Annotated in this window: 14 protein-coding genes and 2 pseudogenes; 11 read left to right on the forward strand and 5 right to left on the reverse strand. The window is 67.9% G+C overall.

Going from position 1 to position 25,810, the window contains the following annotated elements; genetic code table 11:
* Positions 1 to 254 precede the first annotated feature (254 nt).
* The 4 genes from J2X34_RS25390 (at position 255) to J2X34_RS25405 (ending at position 14,537) form a co-directional block, all read left to right on the forward strand.
* Positions 255 to 11,282, forward strand: a complete 11,028-nt coding sequence (locus tag J2X34_RS25390) for an amino acid adenylation domain-containing protein (protein WP_429520070.1) — start codon at positions 255 to 257, stop codon at positions 11,280 to 11,282.
* Positions 11,283 to 11,378: 96 nt separating this feature from the next.
* Positions 11,379 to 12,866, forward strand: coding sequence for a thioesterase domain-containing protein (locus tag J2X34_RS25395; RefSeq protein WP_429520071.1), 1,488 nt, complete (start codon positions 11,379 to 11,381; stop codon positions 12,864 to 12,866).
* Between the two features lie 359 nt (positions 12,867 to 13,225).
* Positions 13,226 to 13,873, forward strand: a complete 648-nt coding sequence (locus J2X34_RS25400; protein WP_174908259.1) for a DUF6875 domain-containing protein — start codon at positions 13,226 to 13,228, stop codon at positions 13,871 to 13,873.
* A 241-nt stretch (positions 13,874 to 14,114) separates the two neighbouring features.
* Positions 14,115 to 14,537, forward strand: a complete 423-nt coding sequence (locus tag J2X34_RS25405) for an N-acetyltransferase family protein (protein ID WP_429520072.1) — start codon at positions 14,115 to 14,117, stop codon at positions 14,535 to 14,537.
* Between the two features lie 78 nt (positions 14,538 to 14,615).
* On the opposite strand, the gene J2X34_RS25410 is transcribed toward J2X34_RS25405, so the two are convergent.
* Complete coding sequence (locus tag J2X34_RS25410; RefSeq protein ID WP_114720622.1) at positions 14,616 to 15,047, reverse strand: MarR family winged helix-turn-helix transcriptional regulator; 432 nt, start codon at positions 15,045 to 15,047, stop codon at positions 14,616 to 14,618.
* A 127-nt stretch (positions 15,048 to 15,174) separates the two neighbouring features.
* Here J2X34_RS25410 and J2X34_RS25415 point away from each other — a divergent pair, with 127 nt between their 5' ends.
* Positions 15,175 to 17,088: an ABC transporter ATP-binding protein gene (locus J2X34_RS25415; protein ID WP_429520073.1), complete on the forward strand. Its 1,914-nt coding sequence runs from the start codon at positions 15,175 to 15,177 to the stop codon at positions 17,086 to 17,088.
* Here the strand turns inward: J2X34_RS25415 and J2X34_RS25420 are convergent.
* Both J2X34_RS25420 and J2X34_RS25425 read right to left on the reverse strand, forming a co-directional pair.
* A pseudogene (locus J2X34_RS25420) lies at positions 17,008 to 18,417 on the reverse strand (FAD-dependent oxidoreductase); the annotation flags it as partial. The gene J2X34_RS25415 and the pseudogene J2X34_RS25420 sit on opposite strands and share 81 nt — an antisense overlap.
* 157 nt (positions 18,418 to 18,574) lie before the next feature.
* Positions 18,575 to 19,822 (reverse strand): cytochrome P450, encoded by a 1,248-nt coding sequence (locus J2X34_RS25425; protein ID WP_429520074.1) that lies wholly within the window; start codon positions 19,820 to 19,822, stop codon positions 18,575 to 18,577.
* A 221-nt stretch (positions 19,823 to 20,043) separates the two neighbouring features.
* Between J2X34_RS25425 and J2X34_RS25430 the strand changes: the two genes are divergently transcribed.
* The 6 genes from J2X34_RS25430 (at position 20,044) to J2X34_RS25455 (ending at position 23,449) form a co-directional block, all read left to right on the forward strand.
* On the forward strand, positions 20,044 to 20,361 hold the full coding sequence (locus tag J2X34_RS25430; protein ID WP_429520075.1) for a hypothetical protein: 318 nt from the start codon (positions 20,044 to 20,046) through the stop codon (positions 20,359 to 20,361).
* Between the two features lie 11 nt (positions 20,362 to 20,372).
* A complete protein-coding gene (locus tag J2X34_RS25435) occupies positions 20,373 to 20,807 on the forward strand; it encodes an HIT family protein (RefSeq protein WP_114720979.1) in 435 nt (144 codons plus the stop codon).
* A complete protein-coding gene (locus tag J2X34_RS25440) occupies positions 20,795 to 21,808 on the forward strand; it encodes a 1-aminocyclopropane-1-carboxylate deaminase/D-cysteine desulfhydrase (protein ID WP_114720628.1) in 1,014 nt (337 codons plus the stop codon). Before J2X34_RS25435 ends, J2X34_RS25440 begins: the two co-directional genes overlap by 13 nt.
* A gap of 16 nt (positions 21,809 to 21,824) precedes the next feature.
* Positions 21,825 to 22,187, forward strand: coding sequence for a DMT family transporter (locus J2X34_RS25445; RefSeq protein WP_114720630.1), 363 nt, complete (start codon positions 21,825 to 21,827; stop codon positions 22,185 to 22,187).
* Complete coding sequence (locus J2X34_RS25450; RefSeq protein WP_114720633.1) at positions 22,184 to 22,510, forward strand: DMT family transporter; 327 nt, start codon at positions 22,184 to 22,186, stop codon at positions 22,508 to 22,510. Before J2X34_RS25445 ends, J2X34_RS25450 begins: the two co-directional genes overlap by 4 nt.
* Before the next feature lie 147 nt (positions 22,511 to 22,657).
* Complete coding sequence (locus tag J2X34_RS25455) at positions 22,658 to 23,449, forward strand: methyltransferase (protein WP_114720636.1); 792 nt, start codon at positions 22,658 to 22,660, stop codon at positions 23,447 to 23,449.
* A gap of 23 nt (positions 23,450 to 23,472) precedes the next feature.
* On the opposite strand, the pseudogene J2X34_RS25460 reads toward J2X34_RS25455, so the two are convergent.
* Positions 23,473 to 24,308: pseudogene (locus J2X34_RS25460) on the reverse strand (AMP-binding protein); the annotation flags it as partial.
* 35 nt (positions 24,309 to 24,343) lie between these two features.
* Positions 24,344 to 25,762, reverse strand: a complete 1,419-nt coding sequence (locus J2X34_RS25465; protein WP_114720639.1) for an aldehyde dehydrogenase family protein — start codon at positions 25,760 to 25,762, stop codon at positions 24,344 to 24,346.
* Positions 25,763 to 25,810: the final 48 nt, after the last annotated feature.

The raw sequence follows: 25,810 nt of genomic DNA on the forward strand, positions 1-25,810 counted from the left end.
CCGGTGGCACGGTCGGCACGTTCGAGCGAGAAGACTCCACCGCAGCTCCGATATCGGGCACTCGCCGAGCAGGTCGGCGTCACCGCGCGTCGGCGGTTCGTCCCTCGGGACGTGGTGCGTGACGCGCCACTGCGCCCGCTTGTTCACGGGCCGGTTATTCCACCCGCGACAGCCAGGTCGCGACGACACGACCAGATTGCACTCTGATGGACGAACAGGCGGAGTCGACGTCAACCGGATTCGGGACATCTCCCATGGAAGTTTCTGCCCTGAAACCCTTTCCGCTGTCGTCGGCGCAGTACGAGGTCTGGCTCGCGCAGCGACTGGCCCCACACCTTCCGTACTGCATCGCTCAGTACGTGGAGTTCCACGGCGACCTCGATCTCGACCTGTTCCGATGGGCGGCCGTGACCGCGGGACGTGAGACTCAGGGCGCCTTCCTCCGGCTGATCGAGGTCGACGGGGAGCCCAGGCAAGTTGTTGATCCGTCCTTGGATAACTCGTTGGGGTTCATTGATTTTCGTGGAGAGAGTGATCCGGTGGCGGCCGCGGATGGGTGGATGCGCGAGGACCGGTCGAGTCCGGTGGACCCGATGCACGACCCCCTGGGGGTGTCGACCATATTGCAGGTCGGCGATGCGCAGTACCTGTGGTACAGCCGTGCTCACCATGTCGCGTTGGATGGGTATGCCGCGATGACGTTGGTCAACCGCATCGCGGCTCTGTACTCGGCTGCGGCGTCGGGCCGGGACCCGGAACCCAGCAGAGCTGCCGATCTGCGAACGTTGTACGAACTCGACTGTCGGTACCGTGCCTCGAGTCGGTTCGAGGCGGACCGTGCGTACTGGATCGAGCGGTTCCAGGGGCTGGCGGAACCCGTGAGTCTGGCCGACCGAGACGGCACTGCGGTGGCCCGCGACATGCTGGTGGCCACATCACTCGACGAGGACACGGCCACCCGGCTCGAGGACTCCGAGGGTCGGGCGAGCAGAACGTCCGCTGCGGTGATCATCGCGGCGTTCGCCTGCTACCTCTCACGGATGACGGGCCGGGAGGAGGTTCGCGTGGATGTCCCGGTCTCCGGGCGGACCACTGCGGTGTTACGCAGTTCGGGTGGGATGTTCGTCAACGTCGTTCCGCTCCGGATTCGGGTCGGTCCCAGCGACACCGTGGGCGATCTGGTCGAGCGGGTGAGTCTGGAACTGATGGGCGCGTTGCGACACCAGCGCGGCAACCTCGCCGAGATTGCGCGAGAGGTGAGCGTCGGTACCGAGGCCCACCGGACCGCCGCGCCGATGGTCAACGTGATGCTCTTCCGTCAGGAGCTCGATTTCGGTTCGGTGACGGGTGAATTTCATGTGCTCACCTCCGGTCCGATCGCGGACCTGCTGATCAATGTCTACCAAAGCGGCACACCCGCAAAGACGTTCGTCGAGTGCCGCGGAAATCCGCTGCGATACCGCATCGACGAGCTGAGGCTCCATCACGAGCGGTTCGTCGGCGTGGTCGAGGACTTCGTCGCGGCCGGTCCGGAGTCGCTGATAGCGACGATCCACCCTGACAGTGCCAGGGAAGGCGAGCGCCGGCTGGAGGCGGCCCGGGACCTGGACTATTGGCGACGGACGCTGGCGGGGTTGCCGGTACTGCTCGGGCTGCCGACAGATCGGCGGCGACCGAAACAGCGGTCCCTGGACTCCGGAAGCCTGCAGTTCACGCTCGGCGCGGAGCTGCATCGCAAGCTGCAGCAGCGTGCTCGCGAGTACGACTCGACGATGTTCATGACGATGCATGCGGGGCTGGCCGCACTGCTGGCCCGGGTGAGCGGCTCCGACGACATCGCGGTCGGTGCGCCGATTGCCCGACGGGCCGACGCCGCGCTCGACGACGGGGCGGACGCGTTCGTCGATGCCGTGGTGTTGCGGACCCACGTGGATCCGGGACTCTCGTTTGCGGACCTGTTGGAGCGGGTGAAGCGCTGTCAACTCGGCGCATTCGCGCATACGAGGGTGTCGTTCGACCGGTTGGTCGAGGCGCTCGCCCCGGACCGCACTACGCCCTGCCCGCCGCTCGTCCAGGTTGTCCTCGGCCCCACTCGTGCCGAGCCGACCGCGGTCGCCGACGTGTCCGTCACGGCACCCGAGAACTGTTGTCCCGAACGCTGCGATCTGCAGATGACCGTAGGTGAAAGCTTCACCGACTCCGGTCGACCGTCGGGACTGTCAGTCGACCTCGTGTTTGCCACCGATCTGTTCGACTCGGCGACAACGCAGGCATTCGCGGATCGGCTGGTGCGGATTCTCGAGTATGCGGCGGCAGATTCGTCGGCTCCGGTCGGCGACGTCGATGTGCTTGCCCCCGAGGAGCGTGAGCAGTTGATGCCGGTGTCCGGGGCAGCGGCGTTGCCCGCGTTGACTTTGCCGGGGCTGTTCGCGGCATCGGTGCGCGCGGACCCGAATGCGGTCGCGGTTGTATACGGCGACCGGAGCTGGACGTACGGCGAGCTCGACAGCCGGTCGAACCGTCTGGCGCGCTGGCTGATCGGTCATGACGTGGGGCCGGAGAAAGTCGTGGCGGTGGGACTGCCGCGGTCGCTCGAGTCGGTCCTGGCGGTGTGGGCCGTCACAAAGACCGGTGCGGCCTTCGTTCCGCTGGATCCGGGGTATCCGTCGGCTCGGCTCGAGTACATGCTCACCGATTCGGGCGCCATCCTGGGGCTGACGACGGAGGACGTGTCGAGAGACCTGCCACCGACCGTGCCGTGGCTGGTGCTCGACGACGAAGCGGTCGAGGCGGAGGTGGCGGGGACTCCCTCGACGGCGGTGACCGACGGCGAACGGGTCTCGGCACTGACATCCGACCATCCGGCATACGTGATCTACACATCCGGGTCGACGGGGGTCCCGAAGGGCGTGGTGGTGCCGCATCTGGGTTTGGCGGACCTGGCGGCCGAACAACGCGACCGTTTCGCGACGGGGCCCGGTGCGCGGGTCCTGCACTTCGCATCCCCGAGTTTCGACGCGTCGGTGTTCGAGCTGGTGTGGGCGTTCGCGGCGGGCGGGTGCCTGACGATCGCACCACCGACGGTGTACGGCGGCGACGACCTGGCGGCGCTGCTCGATCGTTGCCGCGTGACCCATGCGATCCTGACACCGTCGGCGTTGTCGTCGGTCGATCCCACGGGTCACTGCTGCTTGCGGTGTCTCGTGGTGGGGGGTGAGGCGTGTTCCCCGGAGTTGGTAGCGCGGTGGGCGCCGGGGCGCGCGATGTTCGACGCCTACGGCCCGACGGAGTCGACAATCATGGCGAATCTCGGAGTGATCGGGTCGGCGGAAGAGCCGGTGACACTCGGCGGCCCGATCCGGGGTTTCGAGGAGTTGGTGCTCGACGGGCGGCTGCGGCCGGTGCCGGTCGGTGTGGCGGGGGAGCTGTACCTGGCCGGTCCGGGCCTGGCACGTGGGTATCGGAATCAGGCCGGTCAGTCGGCCGCTCGATTCGTCGCCGATCCGTTCGGTGCACGGGGACAACGCCTCTACCGCACCGGGGATGTGGTGAGGTGGCTGCGCGATCGGGAGGGGGACCTGACGCTCGAGTACCTGGGCCGGACCGACTCCCAGGTCAAGATTCGTGGCTTCAGGATCGAGCCCGGCGAGGTGGATGCGGCGCTGACGGCTCACCCCCATGTGAGATTCGCGGCGACACTCAGTCGTGCCGGCCCGACCGGCGACCCGGTCCTGGTGTCCTACGTGCTTCCCGCCGCCGAGCACGTCCCCGACCCCGCCGACCTGAAGGCCCAGGTTCGTGTGGCGGTACCGGACTACATGGTGCCCGCGGCGATCACAATGATCGACGAGATTCCGCTGACCCCGGTCGGCAAGCTCGATCGCACCGCACTACCCGCACCGGACTTCGGGACGAGGCCCACCGAGTCCCGGCCGCCACGCACGCCGACCGAGGAGACAACCGCAGTCGTCTTCGCCGAGCTCCTCGCGGTCGACCACCTCGGTGTCGATGCAAACTTCTTCGATCTCGGCGGAAACTCCCTCGTCGCGACCAAGGTGGTCACGCGGATCAACTCGGCGCTGGATCGGAACATCGATATCCGCGACCTGTTCGAGGCGCCCACCATTGCCGCGCTCGCGGCCCGGATCGACGGGATCGACGGTATCGACGATCGATCGTCGGCCCGACCGGCACTGACCACGGGCACTCGGCCCGACAGTGTTCCGACCTCCCTGGCACAGCACCGAATGTGGGTCGTCAACCAACTGGATACGTCGTCGCCTGCCTACAACATTCCCATCGCGCTCCGATTCTCGGGCGATCTGGACACCGATGCCCTGCGGTTGGCGCTTGCTGACATCGTGGATCGGCATGCCACGCTCCGGACCGTCTACCCCGACTCCACGGACGGTCCCCGCCAGGTGGTGGTCCCGACGGGACAGGTGCATCCCGACCTCACGCCGATGTCCGTGTCCGGCGCGGCAGACCTGCGGGCGCACCTCGTGCGGGGTGCCGCCGCCGGATTCGACGTCACCGACGAGACGCCCATCCGAACGGCACTGTTCCGGAACGGTCCGCAGCAGCACGTGCTGATGATCGTGGTGCACCACATCGCGGCGGACGGTGCGTCGATGGCGCCGCTCGCCCGGGACCTGACGGTCGCATACACCGCCCGCCTGCACGGGCGGGCACCCGACTGGGCGCCACCGGCAGTGCACTACGCCGACTACACCCTGTGGCAGCGCCGCATGCTCGGCAGCGAGTCCGAGCCCGATTCGCCGATCGCACGCGAGTTGGCGTACTGGCGGTGGGCGTTGTCAGGGATGCCTGCGACAGTCGAATTGCCGACGGACCGACCACGACCGGCGCAGCGATCGATGCAAGGGAAGAAGGTTCATTTCGAGATCGGTTCGGATCTGCACGAGCGATTGCAATCCCTTGCTCACGAACATCATTCGACAGTGTTCATGGTCATGCACGCGACGCTGGCCGTGCTGTTGAGCAGGGTGAGTGGGAGCACGGACATTGCGGTGGGTACGCCGACAGCGGGGCGAGGCGAGGCTGCACTCGACGACGTGGTGGGCATGTTCGTCAACACCGTCGTGCTGCGGACGCCAGTGGAGCCCGAGTCCACGTTCACCGACCTGCTCGATCGGGTGAGGGAGCGCGATCTCGGCGCCTTCGCCCACGCGCAGATGCCGTTCGAGCAGGTCGTGGAGGCCATCGATCCGGTGCGGTCGACGGCGTACTCCCCGCTCTTCCAAGTGATGCTGGAGTTTCGGAACGCCGAGTCGCCACGCCTGGACTTGCCGGGGCTGACGGTCGAGCCTGTCGACATCGATCTCGATGTCGCCCGGTACGACCTGCATCTGAGCCTCGCCGAGAAATTCGACACCGGCGCCGGCGCTCCCCTCGGGATGTCGGCTTCCTTCGGCTTCGCTGCCGACATCCTCGACTCGGACACCGTGCAGCGCCTTGCGGGCCGATTCGTCCGCATTGCCGAGGAAGTCGTTTCCTCGCCCTCGATTCGGGTCGCGGACATCGATCTGCTTTCCCGGGCTGAGTGTGGGGAGTTGGTGCCGGTGTCGGGTGGGTCGGGGGTGTCGGGGCGGGTGTTGGTGGAGTTGTTGTCGGCGTGGGTGGTTCGGGATCCGGGTGCGGTTGCGGTGGTGTGTGGGGGTCGGGGGTGGACGTATGGGGAGTTGGATGAGCGGTCGAGTCGGTTGGCGCGGTTGTTGATCGGTCGGGGTGTGGGTCCGGAGTCGTGTGTGGCGGTGGCGGTGGCGCGGTCGTTCGAGTCGGTGTCGGCGGTGTGGGCGGTGGCGAAGTCGGGGGCGGCTTTCGTGCCGGTGGATCCGTTGTATCCGGCTGGTCGGATTGGGCGCATGTTGTCGGATTCTGCTGTGGTGGTGGGGGTTACGGTGGCTGAGTGGCGGGATCGGTTGCCTGGGTCGGTGGGGTGGGTGGTGCTCGATGATCCGGTGGTCGAGGTGGAGTTGGCGGGGTTGTCGTCTGGGCCGGTGAGCGACGGGGAGCGGACGGCGTGCCTGGGTATCGATCATGCGGCGTATGTGATTTATACGTCGGGGTCGACGGGGGTGCCGAAGGGTGTGGTGGTGACGCATCGGGGGTTGGCGAATCTGTTGGCGGAGCAGGGGGTTCGGTTCGGGTTGGGTCCGGATGCGCGGGTGTTGCATGTTGCGTCGCCGAGTTTCGACGCGGCGGTGCTCGAGCAGTTGTGGGCGTTCGGGTTCGGTGGGCGGCTGGTGGTGGTGTCGCCGGCGGTGGTCGGCGGTGCCGATTTGGCGGGGATTCTGCGGCGGGAGAGGGTGACTCATGCTGCGTTGACGCCGACGCTGTTGGGGACGGTGGATCCGGTGGGGCTCGACGATCTCGGGACCGTTGTGGTCGGTGGTGAGCGGTGTCCGCCGGAGTTGGTGGCGCGGTGGGCGGCCGGTCGGCGGATGTTCAATACCTACGGTCCGGCGGAGGCGACGATCCAGTCGAATGCCAGTGTGCGCATGACGGTTGCGGGTGGGGTGACGATCGGTGGTCCGATTCGGGGTGTCGGGGAGTGTGTGCTCGACGGTTGGTTGCGGCCGGTGCCGGTGGGGGTGGTCGGGGAGTTGTATCTGGCGGGTTCGGCTCTGGCGCGTGGTTATCGAAACCGGGCGGGATTGACGGCGGCGCGGTTCGTTGCGGATCCGTTCGAGGGTTCGGGTCGGCGGATGTATCGGACGGGGGATCTGGTGCGGTGGTTGCGGTTGCCCGGTGGGGGTCTGACGCTCGATTACGTCGGTCGCGCGGATCTGCAGGTGAAGGTTCGTGGTTTCCGGGTGGAGTTGGGTGAGGTCGAGTCGGTTCTGTCGGCGTGTGTGGGGGTGGCGCGTGCGGTGGCGGTGGTGCGTGCGGACGATGGTGCCGGTGATCGGTTGGTCGGGTATGTGGTGCCCGGGGTGGGTGTGGATCTGGATGTGCGTGAGGTTCTTGCGTTTGCGGGGGAGCGGTTGGCTCCGCACATGGTTCCGGCGGCGGTGGTGGTGGTCGATGCTGTGCCGCTGACGCCGAATGGCAAGCTTGATCGTGCGGCGTTGCCGGCGCCGGATTTTGCTGCGGGCCGAGCAGAGTACCGGGCACCGGACACCGAGATCGAGAAGGTACTCGCCGGGCTGTTCGGGGAGGTGCTCGGCGTCGATGTGGTGGGCGTGGAGGATTCGTTCTTCGCGCTCGGTGGCGACAGCATCATGTCGATCCAGTTGGCGGCGCGGGCGAAGGCGGCGGGGGTGGTGTTCTCGCCTCGGGACGTGTTCGAGTGCAGGTCGGTGGCAAGGCTGTCGGAGGTTGCCGTCCGCGGCGACAGTGGTTCGACGCAGTTGCTGGAGGAGCTTGCCGGTGGCGGGGTAGGGGAGATCCCGTTGACGCCGGTACTGAGGTGGTTGCTCGAACGCGGAGAGTCCGGGTTCGGTCGTTTCTCCCAGGCCGTGATGCTGAATCTGCCGGAAGGCATCGGAGCGGACGGCCTGGTGAACACAGTGCAGGCGGTGCTCGATCACCATGACATGTTGCGCGCTCGGTTGCGCCAGGATGCCGATGGGGTGTGGGCGTGGGAAGTGTTGCCGCGCAGTACGATCCTTGCGGACGGGCTGATTCGTCGGGTGCCCCTCGACGTGTCGCCGGGAACGGTCGAGTTCCACGAGCTGGCGGCGGCGGAGTTGAACGCCGCGGCGGATCGGCTCGACCCGGCGGCCGGGATCGTGGTGCAGGTGGTCTGGTTCGATCCCGTGGACGAGGCGGAACGGGGTCGGGTCCTGGTGGTGGTCCATCATTCGGCGGTCGACGGGGTGTCCTGGCGGGTGCTGGTGCCGGACCTGGCGGCAGCGTGGTCGCGGATCGAGGCGGGTGAAGCGCCCGATCTGGCCCCGGTGGGGACGTCGATGCGCAGGTGGGCGCACGGGCTGGTCGAGGCGGCGCACCGGCCGGAGCGGGTTGCGGAACTCGAGATGTGGCGGGCGCTGGCTGCGGTGGACGATCCGGTGATCGGGTCCCGACTCCTCGACCTCACGATCGACCTGGTCGCCACCACCCGGAGCGTGGAGGTCGACATACCGCCGGAGGTAACCGAGGCCCTGTTGACCACAGTCCCGGGGGCGTTCCACGGCGGGGTGGGCGACGGGTTGCTGGCCGCGTTGGCGGTGGCGGTGACGAAGTGGCGGCGCGAGCGTGGAGATGGGGTTGGCGGTTCCCTTCTCGATGACGCGGTGATCAGGCTCGAGGGGCACGGGCGCGAGGAGAGTGTGGTCGCTGGTTCGGACCTGACTCGCACGGTCGGGTGGTTCACCACGAGTTTTCCTCTGCACCTGGATCTTTCCGGAATCGATCTCGACGATGCGTGCGCCGGTGGGCCGGCCGCGGGAGCGGTGGTCAAGTCCGTCAAGGAGCAACTCCTCGCGGTCCCGGACCACGGGATCGGCTTCGGACTGCTGCGCTATCTCAACGAGGACGCCGGACCGGTGCTGCGGGACCAGCCTGCGCCGCAGATCGCGTTCAACTACCTCGGCCGTATCGCCGGCGGCGGGCGTGGGGCCGGCTGGCTCCCGGTCGACGACGCCACCGATCTCACCGGTGCGCAGAATCCAGACATGCCGGTGCCGGCGGTGCTCGACATCAACGCTTTCACCCTCGACGACGGAGGCCGACCGAGGTTGCGGGCGATCTGGTCCTTCCCCAGCGGAGTGCTCACCGCCCGTGAGGTGGGTGCGGCGGCCCGGATGTGGCGCAATGCGCTGGTCGCGCTGGCCGCGCATGTCGCGACGCCGGGGGCGGGCGGGAGGACCCCGTCGGATCTCGACCTGGTCGGGCTCGGGCAGGCGGAGATCGAACGTCTCGAGGACCGGTATCCGAACATGACGGATGTGTGGCCGCTCTCGCCGCTGCAGGAGGGGTTGCTGTTCCACACGTCGGTGTCCGAGGAGTCGGTGGACGCCTACGTGGTGCAGTTGGTCGTCGAGCTGCGCGGGGACGTCGACCCGGCGCGTCTGCGGCGCGTGGGACAGGTGCTGCTGGAACGGCATCCGAACCTGCGGACCGCGTTTGTCCCCGGCGTCACTGGGGGCCCGGTACAGGTGGTTCAGGACCACGTCGTGGCCCCGTGGTCGGCGAGCGACCTGTCGGGTTCGGACGACGATCAACGGAATTGTGCGTGGGATCAACTGATGTCTGCCGACCGGGCGACGCGGTTCGATCCGGCCCAGGCCCCACTGCTGCGCTGGATGCTGGTCACCACCGGACCCGAGTGTCACCGACTGGTGCTGACCAATCATCATCTGCTGCTCGACGGTTGGTCGACGCCGCTGCTGTTGCGCGAACTGTTGCTGCTCTATGCCACCGACGGCGACGGCGCGATGCTGCCTCGTATCCATCCCTATCGGGACTACCTGACCTGGGTAGGTGGGCAGGATGAGCCCAGGTCACTCGAGGCCTGGGCTCGCGCGTTCGACGGCGCCGACGAGCCGACCCTGGTGGCGCCGGCCGACCCGGGTCGTCGATATTCGGAATCGCGGGACTTGCTCGGTGGGCTGACCGAGGAACAGACCGCGGCGCTCACCTCCCTCGCGCGCGCCCGCGGAGTCACCCTCAACACCGTGGTCCAGGCGGCGTGGGCGATCGTGTTGGGCACGTGGACATCCCGGGACGACGTGACGTTCGGTGCGACCGTGTCCGGGCGCCCTGCGCAGGTTGCAGGCGTCGAGTCGATGATCGGGCTGTTCGTCAACACACTGCCGGTCCGGGTCCGGCTCGACACCGCAGACAGTCTGGGACAGCTACTCGACCGGATCCAGGCGGAGCAGGCCGGACTACTCGATCACCACCACGTGAGGTTGGCCGACGTCCAGCGGGCGGCCGGGCCTGGAGCAGTTTTCGACACGATGACCGTGTTCGAGTCCTATCCGGTCGATCGGGGTGGGCTCACCGCCGAGACCGACATAGCCGGCATGCGGGTGGTGGATGTGAGTGGGATCGACGCCTCGCACTATCCGATCGGTCTCGTTGCCCACGTCGACACGCGACTGCACCTGCGAATCAGCTACCTGCCCGAAGTCTTCGACCGCGACACGATGGAGGCGATCCTGCAGCGGGTCCTGCGCGTGATCGATGCCGTCGTCGCCGACCCTGACCTGCCGCTGGCCCGGCTCGATCTGCTTTCCCGGGCTGAGTGTGGGGAGTTGGTGCCGGTGTCGGGTGGGTCGGGGGTGTCGGGGCGGGTGTTGGTGGAGTTGTTGTCGGCGTGGGTGGTTCGGGATCCGGGTGCGGTTGCGGTGGTGTGTGGGGGTCGGGGGTGGACGTATGGGGAGTTGGATGAGCGGTCGAGTCGGTTGGCGCGGTTGTTGATCGGTCGGGGTGTGGGTCCGGAGTCGTGTGTGGCGGTGGCGGTGGCGCGGTCGTTCGAGTCGGTGTCGGCGGTGTGGGCGGTGGCGAAGTCGGGGGCGGCTTTCGTGCCGGTGGATCCGTTGTATCCGGCTGGTCGGATTGGGCGCATGTTGTCGGATTCTGCTGTGGTGGTGGGGGTTACGGTGGCTGAGTGGCGGGATCGGTTGCCTGGGTCGGTGGGGTGGGTGGTGCTCGATGATCCGGTGGTCGAGGTGGAGTTGGCGGGGTTGTCGTCTGGGCCGGTGAGCGACGGGGAGCGGACGGCGTGCCTGGGTATCGATCATGCGGCGTATGTGATTTATACGTCGGGGTCGACGGGGGTGCCGAAGGGTGTGGTGGTGACGCATCGGGGGTTGGCGAATCTGTTGGCGGAGCAGGGGGTTCGGTTCGGGTTGGGTCCGGATGCGCGGGTGTTGCATGTTGCGTCGCCGAGTTTCGACGCGGCGGTGCTCGAGCAGTTGTGGGCGTTCGGGTTCGGTGGGCGGCTGGTGGTGGTGTCGCCGGCGGTGGTCGGCGGTGCCGATTTGGCGGGGATTCTGCGGCGGGAGAGGGTGACTCATGCTGCGTTGACGCCGACGCTGTTGGGGACGGTGGATCCGGTGGGGCTCGACGATCTCGGGACCGTTGTGGTCGGTGGTGAGCGGTGTCCGCCGGAGTTGGTGGCGCGGTGGGCGGCCGGTCGGCGGATGTTCAATACCTACGGTCCGGCGGAGGCGACGATCCAGTCGAATGCCAGTGTGCGCATGACGGTTGCGGGTGGGGTGACGATCGGTGGTCCGATTCGGGGTGTCGGGGAGTGTGTGCTCGACGGTTGGTTGCGGCCGGTGCCGGTGGGGGTGGTCGGGGAGTTGTAACAGGCGGGTTCGGCTCTGGCGCGTGGTTATCGAAACCGGGCGGGATTGACGGCGGCGCGGTTCGTTGCGGATCCGTTCGAGGGTTCGGGTCGGCGGATGTATCGGACGGGGGATCTGGTGCGGTGGTTGCGGTTGCCCGGTGGGGGTCTGACGCTCGATTACGTCGGTCGCGCGGATCTGCAGGTGAAGGTTCGTGGTTTCCGGGTGGAGTTGGGTGAGGTCGAGTCGGTTCTGTCGGCGTGTGTGGGGGTGGCGCGTGCGGTGGCGGTGGTGCGTGCGGACGATGGTGCCGGTGATCGGTTGGTCGGGTATGTGGTGCCCGGGGTGGGTGTGGATCTGGATGTGCGTGAGGTTCTTGCGTTTGCGGGGGAGCGGTTGGCTCCGCACATGGTTCCGGCGGCGGTGGTGGTGGTCGATGCTGTGCCGCTGACGCCGAATGGCAAGCTTGATCGTGCGGCGTTGCCGGCGCCGGATTTTGCTGCGGGCCGAGCAGAGTACCGGGCACCGAAAGCGGGCGTCGAATCCGCTGTGGCGGCTGCCTTCGCGGTCGAACTCGGTGTGGCGAGGGTCGGTGCGGACGACAACTTCTTCGCCCTCGGCGGCAACTCGTTGACGGCCACGGGGGTGGCTGCGCGACTGCGGGAATCGACCTCCACGGAGGTACCGGTCGAGTGGATCTTCACACATTCGACGCCCGAGTCGCTGGCACACCGGATCGAGACGCGCGAGGCCGAGACCGTCGAGAACGACGGCGCCGGTTCAGCGGTCGAGGTGCTACTCCCGCTGCGTGCCACGGGCAGTCGGAATCCGCTCTTCTGCATACATCCCGCCATCGGGCTCGCCTGGTGTTACAGCGGCCTGGTGCAGCACGTCGACGACGACCGACCGATCTACGGAATCAATTCCCCCGCGCTGACCGATCCCGATGTACGTTTCGGATCGCTCGACGACCTTGCCCACCGCTACGTCCGGGAGATCCGGTCTGTGCAGCCACACGGTCCTTATCACCTGCTCGGCTATTCGGTGGGCGGGCAGATTGCGCACGCGATGGCGGTCCAACTTCGTCGAGAAGGTGACGACGTGCTCACCCTTGCCATGATGGACAGCCGCGCGCCGTCCGGAGCCGAGGTCGACGGTGAGATGCCCACGGCCGCAAGGTTGGTCGCCGAGTTCGGTGGGGTGGAGTTGGTCGACGAGGGGGAATCGGACATGACGACCGAGCAGGCTGCACGGCTGCTGCGTGCGAAGGGTGGACTCTTTGCATCACTGACTCCGGATCACCTCGACACCCTCTACCGGGAGTACCAGGACCTCGTCCATGGCGCTCTCGCGCATCGGCCGTCGACCCTCGAAGGTACCGTGGTCGCGTACTTCAGCGCGGCGACAGACTCGGACGACGATCACGGTCTCGACCGTGAGGCCGGAGCAGCGGGCTGGAGAAAGTACATCATCGGTGAAGTACGCGAGTACCGAATCCCTACGCGTCACGAGCAAATGACGAGCCCGCAGGGCCTTTCGGTCGTGGGCCCCCTCCTCAACCGGCACTTGAATCTGGTCGACCGAGAGCGGGGGGCACCCGAGTAATGCGCAGCACGACACAAACCGTGCACCCGTTGCCCGACTCTTCAGCGCGGACTACCGTGGTGTCGAGCGGGCCGAATGGATGTACAGGTCGTGCTCGATGCCCTTGGCTGCCCCGGACCCGGCAGTCCCATTGGAGGACAGCGATTCGCCGAGAGGGTTCCTCAGGACTGCAGCTGTTCACGGCACTCGCCGAAGCAGTGTCTCTAGTCGGTCTTTCGCCTGATCGCCAGGTGCGGACGCACCGCAGTCGACCCGGAAAGCATGCTTTTGCGTATGGCGCGGAGCGCCACCGGTCCCTTCCTCTCGTCGGCGCCTTTGCGCGTCGGATGGTGGTCGATGCGAATCGGGTAGGAGGACAAATGACCGCGATTCGGCTCGAGAAGTTGTTCGGAGAGGACGCGGTCGTGGGCTCCGAGCATCGGTGCTCCGAGGTGCTGCGTAGTTGGGTTTGCGACTACCTGATCCGACCGCATCCGGATCTCGGCAGATCGGGTCCGGTCTGCCCGTTCACCAATCCGTCGATCTCGCGAGGACTGTTGTGGGTCGGATTCATCGATGGCTGCGACGTCGGTGTTCAGCAGATGACCGAGGCGGTGGACGAGATGTTCGCTGCTTTTCGTGAATTGCCGCCGGTTGACGGCGACGATGCGCTCCTGAAGGCCGTGCTCCTCGTGTTCGCCGACGTCTCGGACTACTCGTTGATCGAGGAGGCGCAACGCGAAGGTAAGTCCAAGTTCGTCCAGGAAGGACTCATGCTCGGCCAGTTCTATCCGGGATGCACCACGTCCGGGCTACGGAACAAGGCGTTCCCGGCACTGGACGCGCCGCTTCCCATTCTGGCGGTGCGCAGTATGGTCGGCTCCGATTTTCCGTTCCTGGCGGAGCGGAGCGAGTGGGTCGACGCCTATCTGAAGAAGTTTGCAGACCGGATCCCAGGTCCGGTCAGGAGCAGCATCACGGAGAAGGTGGTCGGGGAATTCGCGGTGGACACCTGCCCGGACCGGTAGACGAGACAGGATTGATCGGGTGTGACAGGTGACTGCCGCGACGCGGTGGCAGAGCGGAGTGCCGGTCACAGAGTCGACAGGTTGCTCCCGAGGGCTGCGTCCCATAATCGGAGTATGGCGATCACCATGCGACGATCCGGGCCGCAGGACCGGGAGGCGATCCTCGCGCTGATGGCGGCCTCGCGCTGATGGCGGCCTGTCCGCCCAGGAGCGCGCCGAGCGCGGCTTCGTCCAGGGGCGCATGGACGCCGATGTCCTCACCCGGTTCCAGGAGGGCACCGGCGTCTTCATCGCCGAGGAGACCGGCAGACTCGCCGGGTTCGCGATGACGTCGGAGCCCGGCGCGGTCGCCTCGGGTCCGCCGCGCTTGGCGCTGGATGCGTTGGGGGACGGGGACGGCCGATTGTTCCTGTACGGGCCGGCGGCTGTGGACCCGGGCTTCCAGGGGCGCGGGGTGTTGACGATGCTGCTCACCGCGCTCAGTCGTGAGCTTCGGGACCGCTTCGATCTCGGCGTCGCCTTCGTCGAGGCGGCGAACGCGAAGTCGCTTGCGGTGCACCGGCATTACGGGATGACCGCGGCGGCGACGTTCGTGTTCGACGGGCGCGACTACTTCGTGTTCACGTTCGACCCGGCCGAGTTCGCGGCCCGCCCCAACCCCTGAACGGGAGTTCAGCACACGCCGTCGCGCTCGAACCGTGCCGTGAACTCCCGTTCAGGGGTTCGCGGGGCGCGCGCGGGGTCAGCCGTCGCCGGCGGTGAGCTTGCCGAGGATGCGGCGCAGCTGCGCGCGGTCGTCGGCGTCGAGCGGGGCGAAGAAATCGGCGGCCTGGGCGTCGCGGGCGTCCGACATCTCGGCGATCAGCTTGCGGCCGGTGTCGGTGAGCTGGACGCACACCGCGCGCCGGTCGCCGCCGTCGGAGACGCGCTCGACGAGCTCGCGCTTCTGCAGGCGGTCGACCACCTCGGTGGCCGACCGGGGCGCGATGCGCAGCGCCTTCGCGACGTCGCCGAGGCGGGGGCGGCCGTCGGACTCGGTGCCGATCACGCGCAGCGCGCGGAACTCGTGCGGAGAGAGTTCCCATGGTTCGAGCGCGGTGAACCACTTGCGCCGCAGGGCGCGGGACGTGGACATCACGAGGTCGCGGAGCTGTTCGGACGATGCCTCGGTCATGGTGTCGGAGCTTACCTCACTTGACAGTCACCTCATGTTGAGGCAACCTCAGTAAAGGCTTGCCCCGACTTCTGAGAGGGGTGGTTAGATGACAAGCCCACCATTCGGTGGACCCGGTGGGGGTCACATGCGTTCCCGCAAGATCGATCCCGCCGACCGCGCCCAGCTCGAGGATTCCCCCGTGAGCCTGCGCCGGATCGGCTCCCTGTTCGCGCCGTACCGCTGGCAGATCGCCGTGGTGATGGCGCTGATCGTGGTGGCGTCCACGATCTCGCTCGCCAACCCGTTCCTGGTCCGCGAGGTGATCGACCGCGCGATCCCGGAACAGAACGTCAGTCTGCTGGTGTGGGCCGTGCGCGGCATGCTCGCGATCACGGTCGCGGGCTCGGTGCTGGGCGTGATCCAGACCTGGATCTCGACGACGGTCGGCCAGCGGATCATGCACAACCTGCGCACCCGCGTGTTCACCCATCTGCAGCGGCAGTCGCTCGGCTTCTTCACTCGCACCCGCGGCGGCGAGATCCAGTCCCGGCTCACCAACGACATCGGAGGCATGCAGACCGTCGTCACGTCGACCGCGACCTCGATCGCCTCCAACGTCACCACGGTCGTCGGCACCGCGATCGCGATGGCGGTCCTCAGCTGGCGGCTGTCACTGCTGTCGCTGATCGTGCTGCCGCCGGCGATCTGGCTCACCCGCAAGGTCGCGCTGATGCGCCGCGAGATCACCGCGCAGCGCCAGCGCGCGCTCGCCGACATGCAGACCCAGATCGAGGAGAGCCTGTCGATCAGCGGTGTGCAGCTGGGCAAGACGCTCGGCGCCGGCCCGGCGATGTCCGACCGCTTCACCGACACCTCGCACCGGCTGGTGGACCTCGAGGTCCGCTCGCAGCTGTCCGGACGCTGGCGGATGGCGACGATGAGCATCATCTTCTCGGCGATCCCCGCGCTGCTGTACCTGGCCGCGGGGCTGCCGGCGACGTCCGGCGGCATGACGATCGGCACCCTGGTCGCCTTCACCGGACTGCAGACGACGCTCTTCCGCCCGCTGATGGGCCTGCTCGACGTCGGTGTGTCCGTGACGAGTTCGCTCGCGCTGTTCAGCCGGATCTTCCAGTACCTCGACCTGCCCGTCGAGATCGACGACCCGGCGAAACCGGTGCCGATGCCGCGCGAGAAGGTCGACGGCGGCGTGCGGTTCGAGGACGTCGGCTTCCGCTACGAGAACGCCGACCGCGACGCACTCACCGGCATCGCCATCGATGTACCGGCCGGATCGTCGCTCGCACTGGTCGGTGAAACCGGTTCGGGCAAGACCACTCTGGCATCGCTGGTGGCGCGGCTGCACGATCCGACGTCCGGCCGGGTGACCATCGACGGCGTCGACCTGCGCGACATCTCGCTCGCGGAACTGTCCGAACTGGTCGGTGTCGTCTCGCAGGAGACGTACCTGCTGCACGCGACGATCCGGGAGAACCTGCGGCACGCGAGGCCGGAGGCGAGCGACGCCGAGATCGAGTCCGCGGCACGGGCGGCTCAGGTGCACGAGCTGATCGAGTCGCTGCCCGACGGCTACGACACCGTCGTCGGCGCCCGTGGCCACCGGTTCTCCGGCGGCGAGAAGCAACGTATCGCGATCGCGCGAACCCTGTTGCGGGACCCTCGGACTCTGGTGCTCGACGAGGCCACCAGCGCGCTCGACAACGAGACCGAGCGGGCCGTGCAGACCGCGCTCGACGTCGTCAGCCGCGGCCGCACCACGATCACGATCGCGCACCGGCTCTCCACGATCCGGGACGCCGACCAGATCGTGGTGCTCGACCACGGCCACGCCGCCGAGCGCGGCACCCACGAGGAGTTGCGCGTGCTCGGCGGCCGGTATGCGGCGCTACTCGCCCGCGGACGCGGCGATGCCGGCGCGGCGGCCGAAGAACGTGCCGTCGCCGAGCGAGGTGCCGCTGATGTAGCCCCACGAGTGCAGGCCCGACGTGGCGCGGCCGGCCGCGAAGAGTCCGGGGATCGGGTCGCCGTCGAGGTCTAGGACGCGGCCGTCGACGGTGGTCCGCAGGCCGCCGATCGTGAACACCTCGGCGCCGCCCCCGCCGGTCCCGCCGTCGCCGTACTCCGGCGGGGCCATGCCGCGCTGGACGTCGATCGCGGCGAACGGCGACTGCAGCGGCCGCAGCCACCGGGCGGACTTGTGGAAGTAGGGGTCCTCGCCGTCGGCGGCGAAGCGGTTGTACTCGCCCACGGTGCTGCACAGCGCGCCCTCGGGCATACCGATCTCGCGTTCGAGTTCCTCGAGTGTCTCGGCGACGAAGTGCGGCTGCACGCCCCAGCGCTCGTCGACCGGGACCTCCTCGTACGCCTGCTCGTCGAGGATCACCCACACCTTCAGGTTGTGCTTGAACAGCGCCGCCTGGCCGACCAGGCCGGGGTAGACGTCCTCGTTGATGAACCGCTGGCCCACGCCGTTGACGATCATGCCGCGCACCATCATTCCCGGCACCAGCGAGATACCGACCTGGCCGGCGGACATGTGCTTGACGGCCGCGCCCACGGCCTGGGCCATCACGATGCCGCGGCCGTCGTCGCCGCCGTCGCTGTTGACGCCCAGGCCCACCAGTTGCGGCGCGTGCTGGGCGAGCATCTCCTTGTTGTCCGCGAAGCCGCCGGTCGTGATGATCACGCCGCGGCGGGCCCGGTAGGTCACGGTCTCGTTGAAGTGCCGGGCCACGACGCCGACCACGCGGTCACCGTCGAGGATCAGCCGCAGTGCGGTGGTGTCGGCGTGCACCGCGATGTCGCTCTTGCCGACGGCCTCGCTCAGCACCGCCATCAGGACCTTGCCGCCGAAGCCGTCGGAGGTGACGCGGTGACCACGCGGGGCGGGTTTGGCGATCTCGTAGAACGGATAGGCGTTCTCGCCCATCCACATCAGACCGTCGTCGGTGGGCGGCACCCAGGTGGGGGAATCCCACAGCGACGGCTTGAACGGCACGCCGTGATCGACGAGCCACTGGTAGTGCCCGACGCTCTCGCGGCTGTAGAGGCCCACCTTCTCCTGGTCGGCGTCCGGGCCGAGCGCGGCGAGGAGGAACTTCTCCATGTCGTCGGCGGCGTCGACGAATCCGCACGCCTCCTGGATCGGGGTGCCGCCGCCGAGGTACATCTCGCCGCCGGACAACGCCGACGACCCACCGCCACCGCTCTGCCGCTCGAGCAGGATCACCTCGGCCCCGGACTCGACGGCCTCGAGCGCGGCCGACGCGCCGGCGCAGCCGTAGCCGACGATCAGGACGTCGGTTTCGTAGTCGTAGGTGCCGATCTCCGCGGCGTCGATCGGTGTGACGGGTACGCGAGCGCTCATCCAGAACTCCTGTGTCCTCGGGGCTTGACCTGCCTGTGGTGCCCGTCACGCTAGGGTAGGCGCCCGTGGCCGAGAAGGTGGTTGTCCGTTGAGCGGGACGCCGGGTATCGGTTCGAATTCGTCTGGGCCGCTGGAAATCTCCGCACCAACAGACCGATCAGGTCGGCTCGATCTGCAGGGGCAGGGACCGGTGGCGGCGAACGAACAGGCTCGGTACCCAGCGGGCACCGCCGTCGGCGATCGTGAACGACGTCGTGCGCTCGAGCAGTGCGGTGAGGGCCGCGAGTGCTTCCATTCGTGCGAGCGCCGATCCGACGCAGAAGTGCACACCCTTGCCGAACGCGAGATGGCCCTTGAGGTTCGGTCGGTCCAGCACGACGGTGTCCGGGTTCTCGAACGCGGACGGGTCGCGGTTGGCCGCACCCCACAGCAGCAGGACGTGGCTTCCGGCGGGTAGCCGCACCCCTCCCAGCGTGGTATCCGCGACCACGTGCCGGTGATGTCCGCGGAACGGGGACTCGAGGCGCAGGGCCTCGTCCAGGAACGGATCGATCAGCGATGGGTCCCGGCGCAGTCGTTCCTGCAGTGCCGGATCGGCGGCGAGGATCCGGGCGCCGTTGGCGATCAGGCCCGCGGTGGATTCGCCGCCCGCGCCGACCAGTTGCACCAGGATCAGAACCGCGACGTCGTCGGTGAGCGCACCCTCGTTGCACGCATGCGCGAGGACGCCCAGCAGATCGGTCTGCGGATCGCGCTTGGCCGCAGTGAATTCGGTGTGGAGGTAGCCGGCCAGTTCGGCCGCCGACGTGACCAGTTCGCCCAGTCTGTCACCGGTGACCACCCCGCCGAGCAGTTCGGTGCTGTCGTATGCCCACGCGAGGAGTTGTGGAACGTCGTGGTGGGGGAGCCCGACGAGGCTCGCGACCAGCGCGAGCGGCAGTTTGTCGGCCATGTCGGCGGCCCACTCGAAGGAGTCGTCCGATCCCAGTCCCGCGTCCCACAGTTCGTCGACGAGCGCGCGGACGGTGGGGCCGAGCGTGCGGATGCGCTTGGCGAGGGTGGCGAGCACCAGTCTGCGGTGCACCGTGTGGGCGGGGTCGTCCGCGGTCGCCAGCACGTGCACCGCCCGTCCGCCGCCGTCCATGTCGAACGTGACAGGCGGGCCGTCCGGCCGCTGCACCAGCACGCCGGTCAGATTCGACGAGAAGTCCTCCGGTCGGGCCAGTGCTTCGGTCACCAGTTCCCGCGACGACACGAGGTGGAAGTCGGTGCCGGGGACCCGGTAGACGGGCGCATGGGCGCGGAGTTTCCCGTACAGCCCGTACGGATCGTCGAGGTGCTCGGCGGCGAAGACGTCGATGCCGTCCAGTGGTGTCGCGGTCACGAGCCCGCCCTTCGATGTCATGGAACGCGTTGCAGTGATGCCACGGTTCACGGTGTCGGGGAGCGCTGTCAAGAGGCCGTCGGCAACTGAGAAAGCGGCGGTGAACTGCATGTATGCCCTGTCTCATATCGGAGCCGGCGGTGGGGCGTCCGCGCAGATCGGAGGGGAGTCGGTGACGGAGCGGGACGACTGGCTGACGGGCGGGAACCGTCGGGCGCTCGCGGTCGCACGGATCACCGCCGGTGACCCGCGCCGTGGCGCACCTCGACGGTGCGGAGCGGGTGGTCGAGGCGATCGTGACGGCGGTGGCGGCGGTTCGAGCGGATGCGACGTTGTCCTACTGGTTCGCCCACACCCGCACCGGTGACGCCGACGACTACCTGGCGTCCTCGCCGGATCTGAGCCGGGTGGCCACCGCCCTCACCGGTATCGCGCCCGACGAGGCGGGCGGGCAGTGGGTCGTCCGCGTGGTGCTCACCCTGCTCGCGTGGCCCGTCGCCGACACGCGCATGGAGCGACAGATGGTACAACGCTTCGTTGCTCCGGCATTCGACACATAACATCAACCAGTATGAGCCACTGCGTCTTCTGCGCCATCGTCGCCGGCGAGGCCGAATCGAGCCTCGTGTACGAGGACGCGCGCACGATCGCGTTCATGGACATTCGTCCGTTCACGCCCGGCCACCTGCTCGTGGTGCCGAAGAAGCACGCAGCGGATCTCGCTGAGTTGGATCCCGATGACGGAGGACGATTGTTCCAGGTGGGGCAGCAGATCGCGGCAGCGTTGCGAGACAGTTCGGTGGCCGCGGAGGGGGTGAACTTCTTCCTCGCCGACGGCGTGGTGGCCGGCCAGGAGGTGTTCCACGTGCACCTGCATGTCGTTCCGCGGACGGTGGGGGACGGGTTCGGGCTGCGGGGCCGGCCCACGGTTCCACCGAGGCCCGACCTCGATTACCTCGCCGGATCGATCCGCGGTCGGGCTGGGTTCGCGGGATGCCTGACGTGACCACGGCACCGCTTCTGCATCAGCGCTTTCCCGAACTCGCAGAGTCGCTGCCCCATGTTCCCCTCGGTGTACCGCCCACCCCGGTCCGCAGGCTCGACGGGCTGGGCACGCGAAACCGGATCTGGGTCAAGGACGACAGCACGTTCGGCTCCGGTGGCTGGGGCGGCAACAAGGTCCGCAAACTGGAGTGGATCATCCCCGACGTTCTGGCGCGGAAGTCGCGGCGGATCATCACGGTGGGCGGGCTGGGGACCAACTGGGGTCTGGCGACCGCGTTGTACGCCAGGGAGTTCGGCATCGAAACGGCGATCGCGCTGATCGATCAGCCCGTCGACGACCATGTGCGGGCGCAACTGGCCCGGCTGCAGCGCTCGGGCGCGACCCTGCACTTCACCCGGAACAAGGTGCGGACGTTCGCGTCCGCACCGTGGTTGATGCTGCGGCACATTCGCGGCGGACGGCTGCCGTACTACCTGCCGCCGGGCGGTTCGTCCCCGATCGGTGCGCTCGGATACGTCGAGGCCGCACTGGAGTTGGCTGCGCAGGTCGAGGCCGGGGACATTCCGGAACCGGCCCACATCGTGGCGCCGGTCGGATCGGGTGGCACCGTGGCGGGTCTGCTGCTGGGTCTGCAATTGGCGGGCCTGCGCACGGGTGTCGTCGGGGTCGTCGTCAACGACACCCTGCCGCTGGGCGCCGCCGAGATCCGGGACCTCGCGGGTCGGGCCGAGTCCCTGCTGCGTCGTCGTGGCGCGCAGCTGGGCGAGATCGACCTCCGCTCGGCCGGTCTGACCGTGACGCGGGAATATCTGGGTCCCGGTTACGGATACGCCACCGCGGAGGGTCGCGCAGCGCAGCGCGTCGGTACCGAGTACCGCGTCCCGCTCGATCCCGTGTACACGGCAAAGGCATTCGCCGGGTTGCTCGAGATCGACGCGAAGACGCGGGTCGACGACGGTCCCATCGTCATGCTCGACACCTTCGGGCCGCGGCCGGACTGACCGATACCGTGGCGCCATGAAATGGTGGCTCCTGTCCGGTGCGATCGTGTGCGAGGTCGCGGCGACGTTGTCGTTGCGCGCCGCGACCGAACACCCCGCGTGGTACGTCCTGGTGGTGACCGGGTACCTCGCGTCCTTCGCGTTCCTCGCGGTTGTGCTGCGTCACATGGCGGTCGGTGTCGCATACGGGATCTGGGGTGCATGCGGGATCACCCTGACGGCGGTACTGGCCACCGTGCTCTTCGGCGATGCACTGACCGCGCTCATGGGCGTGGGCATCGCCCTGGTCATCGCCGGCGTGCTGACCGTCGAACTCGGTTCGCAGGCCGCCGAGAAGGACAGGGGCGGCGACGGCCGGGAGTTTGAGGCGACGCCGTGACCTGGGTGCTGCTCGTCGGGGCGATCATCGCCGAAGTGACCGGTACCTTGTGCCTCAAGGCATCCGACGGCCTCGCCCGGCGGTGGTGGTTGATCCCCACCGGGGTCGGCTATCTGGTGGCGTTCGGCCTCCTCGCCGTCGTCCTCGACCGTGGCATGGCCGTCGGTGTCGCGTACGGCGTCTGGGCGGCCTGCGGTGTGGCGCTCACGGCGCTCCTAGGTCGCGCGATCTTCAAGGACCCGTTGACGCCGCGGATGGGGTTCGGGATCGCGCTCATCGTCGCGGGGGTGCTCGTCATCGAACTCGGTGCCTCAGCGAGCTGATCTGTACCGATTCCACCTGGACCCATGTCCAGAAAGGTGTCGTGGAACGCTCCGGCATGTGGTAGAACACGTTCCAGTTCGTTGTTCGTCCGTGGTGGGTGCGTCGTGTGCTCGTGCTGTACCGGCCACGTCCACCGAAGGATCTCGATGCACTGGTACACCGGCAACACCGTCTACGACACCGTCCTCACATGTGCGTTCGCGTTCGCCGCGTTCGTCATCGTCGGCGGGTTCTTCGCGCAGAGTTCGTACGGCAGGTTCTCCTCGACCAACCTCGGTTTCAACCTCAACCCGAAGCTCGGGTGGTGGCTGATGGAGATCCCCGCCACCGTCGTCTTCGCGATCTTCTACCTCACCGGACCCAACAGGTTCGAACCCACGTCGATGGTGCTCGCCGCGGTCTGGCTGCTGCACTACGCGAATCGCGGCTGGTTCTTCCCGCTGTCGATCCGGCAGGTGCCGGGCAAGCGCAGCACCTTCAACATCTCGGTCATCGCGATGGGCGTCATCGTGACCTCGATGCACGGCTACCTCAACGGCGCGTTCTTCAGCCACGACTACATGCATCAGTACGACACCGCGTGGCTCACCGATCCCCGGTTCCTGATCGGCCTGGTCGTCTACCTGTGCGGGTTCGCTTTGCTGGTGAACTCCGAATCCATCGTCCGCAACCTCCGGGACAAGAAGAACCCCGGCGCGACGGAGTACCGCATCCCGGAGGGCGGCGGCTTCCGATTCGTCTCCAGCCCCGCGTATCTCGGCGAACTGATCGCATGGGCCGGCTTCGCGCTGCTGACATGGTCGCTCGCGGGCGTCGTCATCTTCCTCATCACCGCCGGCAACCTCATCCCGCGCGCCCTCGCGACGCACAAGTGGTATCGGGACAAGTTCGTCGAGTACCCGACCGACCGCAAGGCGTTGATCCCGGGCCTCGTCTGATCGGTTTGTCAGGCGTCCGGGGCGTTCATCGTGGCGGCGGCACAGGTTTCGGACAGGCCCCAGGCCTCGCAGCACGGGATACCGAGGCCCAGGACGAACTCGACGGTGTCGGGTGAGATCGGGGCGGCCGCGGTCACCGCGATCTGGACACGGTCGAGACCCAGTTTCTTCCTGATCGTGGTGAGGACCAGCCGGTCCGCCAGAGTGTGCTGGACCAGTAGTTTCCGTGGGAGTGGTGCGCCGTCGGATTCGAGGCGCGCCTTCCTCCGTCCGACGCCGATCGCCCTTCGGTGACCCCGTGGTGCCGGAGGTGTCGATGACGGTCAGAACGTCGTTGGGTCCGACGGCTTTCCATGCTCCTTCGAAGTCGAAGTCGAAGTCGAAGTCCGGGTCGCCGTTCGCCTCGAGGTCCTCCAGGCTCGTGGTGCCTTGCGGGTGCGCCGTCCACGCAGACGGTCGTTTCGACCGCGGTGCCCTGCAACGCCTCCCGCACGACGGGCAGGAACTGCTCCTCGCAGACCACGACCCGATTCCCGGCGTTGGTCAGCACGTATTCGAGCTGCTCGGGGGCGAGCGTGTTGTAGACAGAGAAGGGGGTCGCGCCCGCGTGGAGCGCTCCGATGTCGACGAGGTGGATTCGGGTCGGTTGGTCAGCATGATGCCGACGGTGTCCCCGTGGCGAACACCGAGTTTCGCCAGACCGGCGGCGATCCGGCGGACCCGCTCGCCGTACCGGCGCCAGGTGATGACGACACCGTCGTCGGGGGTGCGGAGCGCCACGACGTCCGGGTGGGTCGCGACGGGTGGACTGGAACGCCTCACACAGTGTCCGGGGTTTCGCGCCGGTGACCGGGGGCATCGTGATCCTCCTCGATGTCGTCGACCCCAGCTTTCTCAGGGCCGGTACAGCCTGCGAATCAGCTTGGCCGCGCGCTCGGTGTAGGGCGGGTAGGCGATCCGGAGATCGGGCTTGAACAGCTTGACCAGCACGGCCTTTCGATGGCTGAGTTCATCGAACCCCCACTTGCCGTGGTACCGCCCCATCCCGCTGGATCCCACGCCTCCGAACGGAAGCTGGGGCGCCACGCGCTGGTAGCTGAGGTGATTGACCACCGCGCCGCCGGAGCTCACTTCGGACAGCACCCTGCGGCCGGTCCGGGTGGACTTCGTGAAGACGTAGGCGGCCAGGGGTTTCGGTCGCGCGTTGACGAAGGCGATCGCCTCGTCCAGCGAGTCGACGGCGAGCACCGGCAGGATCGGCCCGAAGATCTCCTCCCGCATGACCGGCTCGTCGGGGCTCGGGTCCATCAGCACGGTGGGCTCGATCGTCAGCGCGGCTCGATCGGATCCGCCGCCGTGCGCAACCGTGGCCTCGGTGTCTGCGAGGTACCCGGCCAGCCGGTCGAACTGATGCTCGTTCACGATCCGCACGCCTCGCCCAGGTGGTCCCGCCCGGAACTCCTCGAGGCTGCGCACTATGTGATGCACCAGCTCGTCCCGGGCGGCGCGCTCGACCAGCACGTAGTCTGCCGCGATGCAGGACTGGCCGGAGTTGAACACCTTCGTCCAGGCGATGCGACGGGCGGTGACGGCGAGGTTCGCGTCCCGCATCACGATCGCGGGGCTCTTGCCGCCCAGCTCGAGGGTTACCGGCGTCAGGTGCGGCGCGGCCCCCGCCATGATCTTCCGGCCGATCTCGGTCCCGCCGGTGAAGACCACGTGATCGAGGCCCTGAGCGAGCAGGTTCTGGGTGGTGCGCCCGTCGCCCTCGACCACGGCGACGGCATCCGGGTCGAGGTACTCGGGCAGCAGCCGGGCCAGCAGGCGCGACGACGCGGGTACCAGCTCCGAAGGCTTGATCACGGCACAATTGCCTGCCGACACGGCGGCGATCAGCGGTCCCAGCGTGACCGTCAGCGGGACGTTCCACGCCCCTATGATCAGCACCACCCCGAGCGGCTCGTACTGCACCCACCCCAGTGCGGGCATCTGGTGCAGCGGCAGTCGCCGCGGCCTGCTGAGCATCCACCGGCGTACCCGTCTGCGTGCGTACGCAGCCTCGAGCCTGACGTCGAGGACGTCGATCATCCAGGACTCGAAGGTGTCGCGGCCCAGATCCTCGGCGAGGGCGCGGGTGATCTCGTCCTCGCGCTCGTTCAGCATTCGTTCGATGCCGCGGAGCTGTTCGATCCGCCACTGCGCGGTTCTGGTGCGTCCGCTCGCGTGCACCTTCCGAAGCCTGGCGACGACTCCCGCGATCACATTCGTGGTGTCCGAATCGGTTGCGCCGGTTTCTGCCTGATCGGTGGTCATGACGGCCTCAGCTCCATTGTGCGGTGGCACAGCTGTATCAGTGCGGCC

The sequence above is a fragment of the Rhodococcus sp. BE178 genome (assembly GCF_050433545.1).
Classification (GTDB): domain Bacteria; phylum Actinomycetota; class Actinomycetes; order Mycobacteriales; family Mycobacteriaceae; genus Prescottella.